The sequence below is a fragment of the Streptomyces sp. NPDC059718 genome, from assembly GCF_042733315.1.
Taxonomy (GTDB): domain Bacteria; phylum Actinomycetota; class Actinomycetes; order Streptomycetales; family Streptomycetaceae; genus Actinacidiphila.
This window is the reverse complement of the sequence record NZ_JBHWGA010000008.1, coordinates 160,370-169,580: the sequence shown is the minus strand read 5'-3', so window position 1 is coordinate 169,580 and position 9,211 is coordinate 160,370. Positions and strand designations below refer to the sequence as shown.

The following is a 9,211-nucleotide window of genomic DNA, read 5'->3' as shown; positions in this document are numbered from 1 at the left end:
CATCAAACACCCCCACACCACAAAACACCCCCCACTTGCAAACCCAACCCCCCCCCGCCCCTGCCGCCGGGCGGGTCCGCCCCCGCCCCGCCCCCCCCCCCCCCCGGGGCGTGTTCGCGGCGCCGCGGCCGCAGTCGATGTGGGCTGAGCCGTCTCCTGGCTCCGTGCCGGGTTCCTCGCACACGCGCTCCGAATGAGGGCATGCCCAGTGTCAGCCGACCGTGCCTCCGCGCCGCATCCGGCCGAAGGAGTGACCATCACACGCACGCCTCCCTGAACCGGACCATCGCTCTGGCGTGGAGGAGTCGCCTCGGACCGCTGCCGTGCTTGAGGCCCTTGACCCTCACGTGGCGTCAGGCTGCATAGTCGGTTGCCGTGGAGGACCACTGGACCGTGGGACGCGTGGCCGAGTTGGCAGGCGTGAGCGTCCGCACGCTGCATCACTATGACGAGATCGGGCTCGTCCGGCCGTCGGGGCGGACCGCAGCCGGATACCGGGCCTATTCCGCGGGCGACGTGGAGCGGCTGCGGGAAGTACTGGCCTACCGGCGGTTGGGCTTCGGGCTGCGGGAGGTCGCGGAACTGGTCGGCGACCCGTCCACCGACGCGGTCGCGCACTTGCGCCGGCTGCGCGGCCTGCTGCTGGAGCGGCGTGATCGCGCAGACGCCATGGTGACGGCCATCGACAGGGAACTCAAGGCACGGGCGAAGGGCCTGAAGGTGACGCCGGAGGAGCAACTGGAGATGCTCGGCGCACGGCTGTACGACGTGATCGGCGGCGCCTACGCCGCGACACGGCGAACCGACCCGCGGATCGCCGCGCAGATCTGGGACGCGCTCGGGGGCGCGCGGACGGTGCTGAACGTCGGGGCCGGTACCGGCTCATACGAGCCTGCGGATCGCGACGTGACCGCGGTGGAGCCGTCGGCGGTGATGCGGGGGCAGCGGCCTGCCGGCTCGGCGCCGTGCGTGGCCGCTGCCGCGGAAAGCCTGCCGTTCGAGGACCGGTCCTTCGACGCCGCGATGGCCGTCTCCACCGTTCACCACTGGGGGGACCCGATAGCGGGGCTGCGCGAGATGCGGCGCGTGGCCCGCCGGGTGGTGGTGCTCACGTTCGACACCGACGAGCCCGGTTGGCAGGACCGGTTCTGGCTCACCCGCGACTACCTGCCCGAGTTCGCCGCCGTCCTCGCGGATTTTCCCTCGCTTGCCGGGATGGCCGACGCGATCGGCGCCCGCGCCGAGCCGGTGCCCATCCCGTGGGACTGCGCTGACGGCCTCTTCGAGGCGTACTGGCGCCGACCGGGTGCGTACCTGGAGGACCACGTGCGCCGCGCGATGTCGGTGTGGACGAGGGTTGGGCCGGAGGCCGAGCAGCGGGCGGTGCGAAGCCTCTGCGACGACCTGGGCTCCGGCCGGTGGGCCGAGCGTAACGCCGACCTCGCCGACCTCGACGCCGTAGATCTCGGCCTCCGCCTGCTCATCGCTTGAACTGGTCGCAGCGTCAGCGTCGGCTCCTGGGCTGCCCGCGGGTCATGTGCGGCGCTGAGCGGGCACAGCGCCGTGTGGGCCCTGTGGTGATTGGCACGGAGCACGGCGCGGGCCCGGGACACGGTGGACCGGCAGCCGAGGGCGCGGAGGGACAGACGTTCGATGCGCGGGTCCAGCGGTACCCGGTCACGGCGGGCGGCACCGCGCTCGGGTGGCTCGGCGCGGCTCAGTCAACCGCGGGTCGCAACGATGTGATGCTACGTCAGTACGGAGACCGGCCGACGCGGCGGTCTCACGGCGGCTCGACGAGCTGTTCCGGCACGAACACCCGCGGGGCGTTGGGAAGGCCTGCTCACCTCGCGGTTGCCGGGCGAACCGGCCCGTGCCCGGGCCGCCCCGGCATCGGCGGCGGACACCCCGGGGCGGTCATTCCGACGGCCCGCGACGACGAGGAGGAACCGGGCCCATGGCTGGAGCAACCGGCAGGGTGGCGTTGGTGACGGGCGCCAGTAGCGGGATCGGTGCCGCCACCGCCCGACTCCTGGCCGCGCGGGGGATGCGCGTGGTGGTCAACTACCTCCGCAGCGGCAAGGCGGCCGAAGACGTCGTGGCGGACATCGCCGCCGCGGGCGGCCAGGCCATGGCCGTGCAGGCCGACGTGCGTGAGGCGGCGGCCGTCGAGGGCATGGTGGAGCAGGTCCGGGCGGCCTGGGGCGGCATCGACGTGCTCGTGCACAACGCGCTCATCCCGTACGTGGTCACGTCGTTCCAGGACATGACGTGGGAGGAGCTGGGCGGCAAGCTCGACGCCGAGATGCACGCCGCGTTCACTGTCACGAAAGCCGTCCTGCCCGCCATGACCGAACAGGGCTGGGGACGCATCGTCTACCTCGGCACCGGCCTCAGCCGCCGGCCCCGGGAGGGCATGATCGCGCTCGGCACGGCCAAGGCCGCGCTGGAACAGTTCGCCCGCTACCTCGCCCAGGAACTGGGGCCGCAGGGCATCACGGTCAACGTCGTCGCGCCCGGCCCCGTGGAGGACACCCGTGTGTCGGCGGACGTACTCGACGAGGCGGTCAAGGAACGGCAGGTGGCCGCCACCCCTCTCGGCCGCCTCGCACGCCCGGCCGACGTCGCCCAAGCGGTCGCCTTCTACGCCGCCGAGGACAACGCCTTCATGACCGGCACCACCGCCGCGGTCAACGGCGGGCTGTCCATGTACTGACACACCGCCGGCGCCCGCGCGACCTGAGGAAGGGCGCTCGTGCACACGTCGGACGTGGACGGCTATGCGACCGTGCCCAGATCGGCGGTGAGCCAGCGTTCCGGCCGGATACGGACCACGACGTGATCGGCGAGTTCCACCTCCGCCATGGCCACGAATCCGTCGAGCGCCTCACCCGAGAGATAGCGACCGGCCATCTCGCGATGGAGCGCGCTCGTCCCCTCGGTCACTTCGGCAACCGGCCCTTCGACCGAGACGTACCGGGGCGTCGGCTCCGTGCGCTGGACCAGCAGGCTGAAGCGACCCGCAGCCCTGATCAGCGTCATCTTCCGCGAACCCGCGCCGGTGAGGATCCAGGGCAGGCCGCCGGGCTCGTAGGCGTACCAAATCGGAACCATCAACGGTCCGCGGTCGTCGCCGGCTGCGACGCCCAGCGCGGCTACATGCGACTCAGCCAGAAAGCTTTCACGTTCTTCGCGGGAAAGTTCCATGCCTCGACTGTAGGCCCGGCCACTGACGGCACCTCCGCGCGACCAGACAGACGCAGGGCCCAGCGATACCCAGCGGACCGGCCCGTCGCCGGCGAGCGAGAACGCGTGGCCGCCGCAGCCCCACTCCCCCAGCCCGGAACAACCGCCCAAGCAACCGCTGTCGATAACCTGAGCGAGTGACGACCGACCTGACTCTCCTGTCGCGCGTGGCCTACCGCGGCCAGGAGATCACCGCGCCCCGGCTGCGCGGGCTGCTCGCGCTCCTCGCAAGCGAGCTGCGCTCCGGTTGCAGCACCACCCGGCTGGTGGACGGGCTGTGGCAGGACGAGCTGCCGGCCAACCCCGCCAACGCGCTGCGGATCCTGGTCTCCCGGGCCCGCTCCCAGCTCGGCGCCGACGTCGTCATCAGCACCCCCACCGGCTACCGGCTCGCGCTGACCGAGGAGCAGGTCGACACTTCGGCGGTGGTCCGATGTGCCGAGGCGAGCGCCCGCCACACCCGGGCCGGGGATCACGCCGCCGCCCTGGCCAGTGCTGAGGAAGGCCTCGCCTTCTGGGACTCGGCCCCGGACACCGACGCCACGGCAGGGGACCCCGTCGCGGAGCTGCGCGCCGAGCGGGCGCCGCTCCATGCCTCCCTCATACGGTCCCGCGCGCTCGCTCTCGCCCGGCTGGGACGACGGGCCGAGGCCGTGGCGCCGCTGACCGAGGTCCTCGCCCGGACCCCGCGCGACGAGGAAGTGCTGGCCGAACTGCTGCGCGCCGAGGCGGCCACGTCCGGGCCGTCGGCGGCGCTCACCCGCTACGACACGTACCGGCGTGAACTCCGCGACGACCTCGGCACCGACCCGGGCCCCGGCCTCAAGGCCGTGCACCAGCAGTTGCTGCAGGTCGAGGCTCCCACGGTCCGCTACGGGGTGCCGCACGATCCGAATCCGCTCCTGGGACGGGACGAGGATCTCGCCGCCGTGGCCGGGCTGCTGCACTCCTCGCGGCTGGCCTCGATCGTCGGCCCCGGCGGGCTGGGCAAGACGCGCCTCGCACACGCCGTCAGCCGCCAGGCGGAACAGCGGACGGTGCACTTCATCTCGCTCGCGGGAGTCAGTACGGACCACGACGTGGCCGGTGAGGTGGCATCCGCGCTCGGCGGCGGGTCGGACGCGCCCGCCAAAATCGTCGCCGCACTCGGCGCCGACCCCACACTGCTCGTGCTGGACAACTGCGAGCAGGTCGTCCAGGGCACCGCCGACCTGGTGCGCGAGCTGGTGGCCTTGTCCAAGGACCTGCGGGTGCTCGTCACCAGCAGGGCACCGCTCGGGCTGAGCTCCGAAGCGGTCTACCAGCTGCCGCAACTGAGCCTGGCGACCTCCATCGAGCTCTTCGAGCAGCGGGCCCGGGCCGCACGCCACCACGTCGAACTCCCGCCCGCCGCCGTGGCGGAGCTGTGCCGGCACCTGGACGGCCTGCCGCTCGCCGTGGAGCTGGCCGCGGCGCGGGTACGGGTACTGACCGTCCCCGAAATAGCCCGCCGCCTCGGCGACCGGTTCGCGCTGCTGCGCGGCGGGAGCCGTGACGCACCCGAACGCCACCGCACCCTGCACGCCGTCGTCGAGTGGAGCTGGAACCTCCTGGAGGAAGACGCCCGCGCGGCACTGCGGGCACTGTCCGTCTTCCCCGGCGGCTTCACCGAAGAAGCCGCGGAACACCTGCTCGGTGACGACGGCGAAGCGCCGTACCTGCTGGAGCAATTGATCGACCAGTCGCTGCTGAAAGCCGCCGACACCGCGGCGGGAATCCGCTTCCACATGCTGGAGACGGTGCGGGAGTTCAGCGCCGCCCGACGCGCGACGGCCGGGGAGGAACAGACGGTCACCGACCGGTTCCTGGACTGGGCACGGACCTTCGGACTCACCAACCACGACGCCCTGTTCAGCCTGGAGCCGCTCCGCCACTGGGCACGGCTGCGCGCCGAGCAGGACAACCTCGTACTCGCCCTGCGCCTCGCCCTCGCCCGCGAGGACCACGCCACCACCGCGGCGGCCGGCGCCGTGCTGGCCGGCGTCTGGCTCACCGACTCCGCGAGCTTCCACCGGGTCCTCACCCTGGCCACCGACACCGCGGCGCCACTGTCGCACTACCGCCCCGACGCCCGGCACACCGACGTCACCCGCACCCTCTGCGCCATCTGCACCGCCGCCCCCTTCATCGGATACGGCCCGCCCAGGACACGCCACCTCGTCACCCTGCGCCGCCTGCCGCCCGCGAAGCCCGACACCCTGCTGCGAGCACTCGCCGCCGTACTGAGCCCCGTCCCGGACATGCGCCCGCCCCGCTACGAGGCCCTGCGGGAACTGTGCACGAGCGACGCACCTCTGCTCGCGGGCATCGCCGAATGCGTGGCCAGCTACCTCTGGGAGTACGAGCACGAGCCGGAACGCGCGCTGTCCTCGGCCCGCCGCATGCTCGCCATGGTCGACGCCGTACCCAACCCGACCCTCAAACTGCTCGGCCACTCCCGCAGCAGCGAACTGTGCGCCGACGCCGGCCTCGGCGACGAGGCCTACCAGCACCTCCTCGCCGCACTGGAGACCCTGACGCACCTCAGCGACCAATCCCCCACCACGGGCCTGCGCCGCGGCCTCGTGCTGGCCTGCCTGCAGCGCGGCGAGCCGGACGAAGCCGAGCAGTGGCTTCGGCGCGTCGAGCAGAGCCAGCCGGACGAGCAGACCTCGGAGTTCACCACCGACCAGGCCGCCTGGGCCGAGATCGCGCTCGCCCGCGGCCTCACCGAACTGGGCCTCAAGCAATGGCGAACGGCCGTCGAGCGGATACGCGCAAGCGATTCGCCTCCCGCCGACCCCGCCATGGACGCCTGGGCGCAGGCGATCGAAGCCCACGCGGTGGCCGCCCACGCGTACGCCGGACGGCTGGAACCGGTCGCCGGCCTCGTGGCCGGACTGGAGAACCGGCTGCTCACGCTGCTCGCCGACGATTCCCGCCCGCCCGGGGAGGTATTGACCTACGGCACCCGCGTCCTGGCCCTCGGTCTGGCCCGGCTCGCCAAGGGCGACCCGTCCGCGGTACGCCTGCTGGCCCTGGCGGAACGACTGCACGTCTCACAGGTCTTCCAGCCCACGATGTCCCTCGACCGCGCCCGGCAGGCCGCCGAAGACGCCGACGGGGCGGCGTACGCCGACGCGGTGTCGGAGTACGCCGCCCTGAAGCGGGACGGGCTGCGGGAGGCGGCCCGCACACTCATTTCGGATCGCGGTTGAACTGCGCCATCGACCACCGGTAGCCGAGCACCGTCAGACCGACGCACCACGCGACCGCGATCCACCCGTTGCTGCCGATCTCCGTGCCGAGCAGCAGGCCGCGCAGGGTCTCGATCGCCGGGGTGAACGGCTGGTACTCGGCGATCGGCTGGAACCAGCCCGGCATCGTGTCCGCCGGGATGAACGCGCTCGAGATGAGCGGGAGGAGGATCAGCGGCTGCGCGCTGTTGGCGGCCGCCTCGGCGTTCGGGCTGGCCATGCCGATACCGACCGCGATCCAGGTGAACGCCAGCGAGAACATCACCAGCAGCCCGAACGCCGCCAGCCACTCCAGGGCCGAGGCGTCCGTGGACCGGAAGCCGATGGCCACGGCGATGACACCGACCAGGACCACGCTGGCGATGCACTGCAGCACGCTGCCCACCACGTGCCCGATGATCACGGAGCCGCGGTGGATCGCCATCGTGCGGAACCGGGCGATCAGGCCCTCGCTCATGTCCATCGAGATGTACACCGCCGCCCCGATCACGGTGCTGCCGATCGTCATCATCACGATGCCCGGCACGATGTAGGCGATGTACTCGGAGCGATCGGCGCCGCCGCCACCGATGCCCGCGCTCATCACGTCGCCGAAGATGTACACGAACAACAGCAGCAGCATGATCGGCGCGAGCAGCAGGTTCAGGGTGGCGGACGGGTAGCGCCGGGCGTGCAGCAGATTGCGGCGCAGCATCGTGTTCGAGTCGCGGACCGCGAGGGAAAAGGCGCTCATCGGACGTTCTCCTTGGACTGGTTGGGGACGGTGGCGGGGGCGGTGAGGGCGAAGAACACGTCGTCGAGGTCGGGGGTGTGCACGGTCAGCTCGTCCGCCTCGACGCCGGCCGTGTCCAGCCAGTCGAGGATGGAGCGCAGCTCGCGCTGGCTGCCGCCGCTCGGGATCTGCAGCGTCAGCGCTTCGTCGTCGCGGGTGACCTCGCGCAGCTGGTCGGCGGCGGACCGGTACGCGTCCGGGTCGGTGAAGCGGAGCCGCACGTGCCCGCCCGGGATGAGCCGCTTCAGCTCCTCCGCGGTGCCCTCGGCGGCGATCTTGCCGTCGTTCAGCACCGCGATCCGGTCGGCGAGTTCGTCGGCCTCCTCCAGGTACTGGGTGGTGAGGAGGACGGTGACGCCGCTGGAGACCAGCTCACGGATGATCTGCCACATCGTGTGGCGGCTGCGCGGGTCGAGTCCGGTCGTCGGCTCGTCGAGGAAGATGATCCGCGGATTCCCGACCAGGGTCATGGCGATGTCCAGGCGGCGCTTCATGCCACCGGAGTAGGTGGAGGCAGGCTTCTTCGCGGCCTCGACCAGATCGAACCGCCCCAGCAACTCGGCGGCGACCCGTCGCCCTTCCCGCTTGGACAGGTGGTGCAGGTCCGCCATCAGGAGCATGTTCTCCTCGCCGGTGATCAGACCGTCGACGGCGGAGAACTGCCCCGTGACGCCGATCCCCGCACGTACCGCCTGCGGGTCGGCGGCGATGTCGTGCCCACCGACACGGACCTCGCCGGCGTCGGCGGTGATGAGGGTGGAGAGGATCTTGACGACGGTGGTCTTGCCGGCGCCGTTCGGGCCCAGGAGGGCGAAGACCGTGCCCACGGGCACGTGCAGATCGATGCCGTCGAGGACCAGCTTGTCCCCGAAGGACTTCCGCAGCCCCGTGGCTGCGATGGCGGATGCGTCGGTCGTTGTCATCATGCGACGGAGTCTGCGGGGCGCCGCGTTCAAGGACCTTTCAGCGCGGTTTCACCAGCCCTCGCCAACCGGCAACGCGGTGAAATGCGCTGGTCAGCACAGCGACTGCGTCAGGTGAGGGCCCCGCCGGGGAGCCCCGCCGACTCGGGACGGCGCACCACCGCCGGCAGCCTGGGCACCACCGCAAGCGTGGTGCGGGAACGCCTCGAAGAACAGCGTACGGGCCCCCATCGGCATCGATGGGGGCCCGTACGCAACCGGTGCACGTCAGGAGGTGCCGATCAACGCGTCCAACTGGTTCACGCCCCTGCGTCGAACGCGGCCCGCAACCGGACGCCGCCGCCGGTTCGCGGCCGCGGGACGCGCTCCGCGAACACGGACAGACGTAGCACGCGATAGCGGCAGATCCCGACGAGCGCGGTGGCCGACAGGTACACCGCCTGCTGCAGGACGATCCCGGCGCCGGGCCGCAGCGCGGCCAGTGCGCCGACTGCGGCCGACGTGACCAGCCAGCCGACTACGACGGTGGCCGCGCTCTTCAGGTGGCCGGCCAGGCCGGGCCGTCCGTGGCCGAAAGAGACCCGGGCGTGCAGCTCGGTGGCGACCACCGTGGAGGCCACGGTGGTCAGCACGTTCGCCGCCATCCACGGGATCCACTGCGAGAGCAGGACCAAGGCCGCCGAGGCTGCGAGGGTGACCCCGCAGCCCAGCCCCGCGAAGCGCACGAAGGCCGCCGCGTGACGGCGGATCAGTCGCAGGCCGTTCATGGTGGTCCCCTCCCCGGTCGCTGCCCCTCGGGGGGCCGTCGTCGTCATGCCGCAGAGCGTGACCGACCCGCCGTTCACCGCCGTTTCACGGCGTTTTCAGGGGTGCCGACGGCGGTGAAACCGGTACGGCGACAGGGCGGCCCGTCGCGGCCGCGCTCAGCTGATGGGAGTGACGACCGTACCCAGCACCGCGGCCACGGCCTGACTGTCCGTCACCCCACACTCAGC

7 protein-coding genes are annotated in these 9,211 nt (G+C 71.9%); 3 read left to right on the top strand and 4 right to left on the bottom strand.

Annotation, left to right across the window (positions count from 1 at the left end):
- Nucleotides 1-393: 393 nt before the first annotated feature.
- Complete coding sequence (locus ACFV3E_RS12205; RefSeq protein ID WP_500534666.1) at nt 394-1,491, top strand: MerR family transcriptional regulator; 1,098 nt, start codon at nt 394-396, stop codon at nt 1,489-1,491.
- Nucleotides 1,492-1,957: 466 nt separating this feature from the next.
- The gene (locus ACFV3E_RS12200) at nt 1,958-2,716 is read left to right on the top strand and encodes an SDR family NAD(P)-dependent oxidoreductase (protein WP_500534602.1); all 759 of its coding nucleotides are present in this window, start codon (nt 1,958-1,960) and stop codon (nt 2,714-2,716) included.
- Between the two features lie 62 nt (nt 2,717-2,778).
- Here the strand turns inward: ACFV3E_RS12200 and ACFV3E_RS12195 are convergent, their stop codons facing one another.
- On the bottom strand, nt 2,779-3,207 hold the full coding sequence (locus ACFV3E_RS12195) for a pyridoxamine 5'-phosphate oxidase family protein (RefSeq protein ID WP_500534601.1): 429 nt from the start codon (nt 3,205-3,207) through the stop codon (nt 2,779-2,781).
- Between the two features lie 176 nt (nt 3,208-3,383).
- On the opposite strand from ACFV3E_RS12195, the gene ACFV3E_RS12190 reads away from it, so the two are divergent.
- The gene (locus ACFV3E_RS12190; protein ID WP_500534600.1) at nt 3,384-6,482 is read left to right on the top strand and encodes an ATP-binding protein; all 3,099 of its coding nucleotides are present in this window, start codon (nt 3,384-3,386) and stop codon (nt 6,480-6,482) included.
- On the opposite strand, the gene ACFV3E_RS12185 is transcribed toward ACFV3E_RS12190, so the two are convergent.
- The 3 genes from ACFV3E_RS12185 to ACFV3E_RS12175 form a co-directional block, all read right to left on the bottom strand.
- Nucleotides 6,463-7,254 carry an ABC transporter permease gene (locus ACFV3E_RS12185; RefSeq protein ID WP_500371206.1) on the bottom strand — a complete coding sequence of 264 codons (792 nt, stop codon included), beginning with the start codon at nt 7,252-7,254 and terminating at the stop codon, nt 6,463-6,465. The genes ACFV3E_RS12190 and ACFV3E_RS12185 overlap by 20 nt on opposite strands.
- Nucleotides 7,251-8,219 (bottom strand): ATP-binding cassette domain-containing protein, encoded by a 969-nt coding sequence (locus tag ACFV3E_RS12180; protein ID WP_500534599.1) that lies wholly within the window; start codon nt 8,217-8,219, stop codon nt 7,251-7,253. The genes ACFV3E_RS12185 and ACFV3E_RS12180 overlap by 4 nt, the downstream gene beginning before the upstream one ends.
- A gap of 296 nt (nt 8,220-8,515) precedes the next feature.
- Entirely contained in the window at nt 8,516-8,983 is a 468-nt protein-coding gene (locus ACFV3E_RS12175) for a hypothetical protein (RefSeq protein ID WP_500534598.1), read from the bottom strand.
- Between the last annotated feature and the right edge of the window lie 228 nt (nt 8,984-9,211).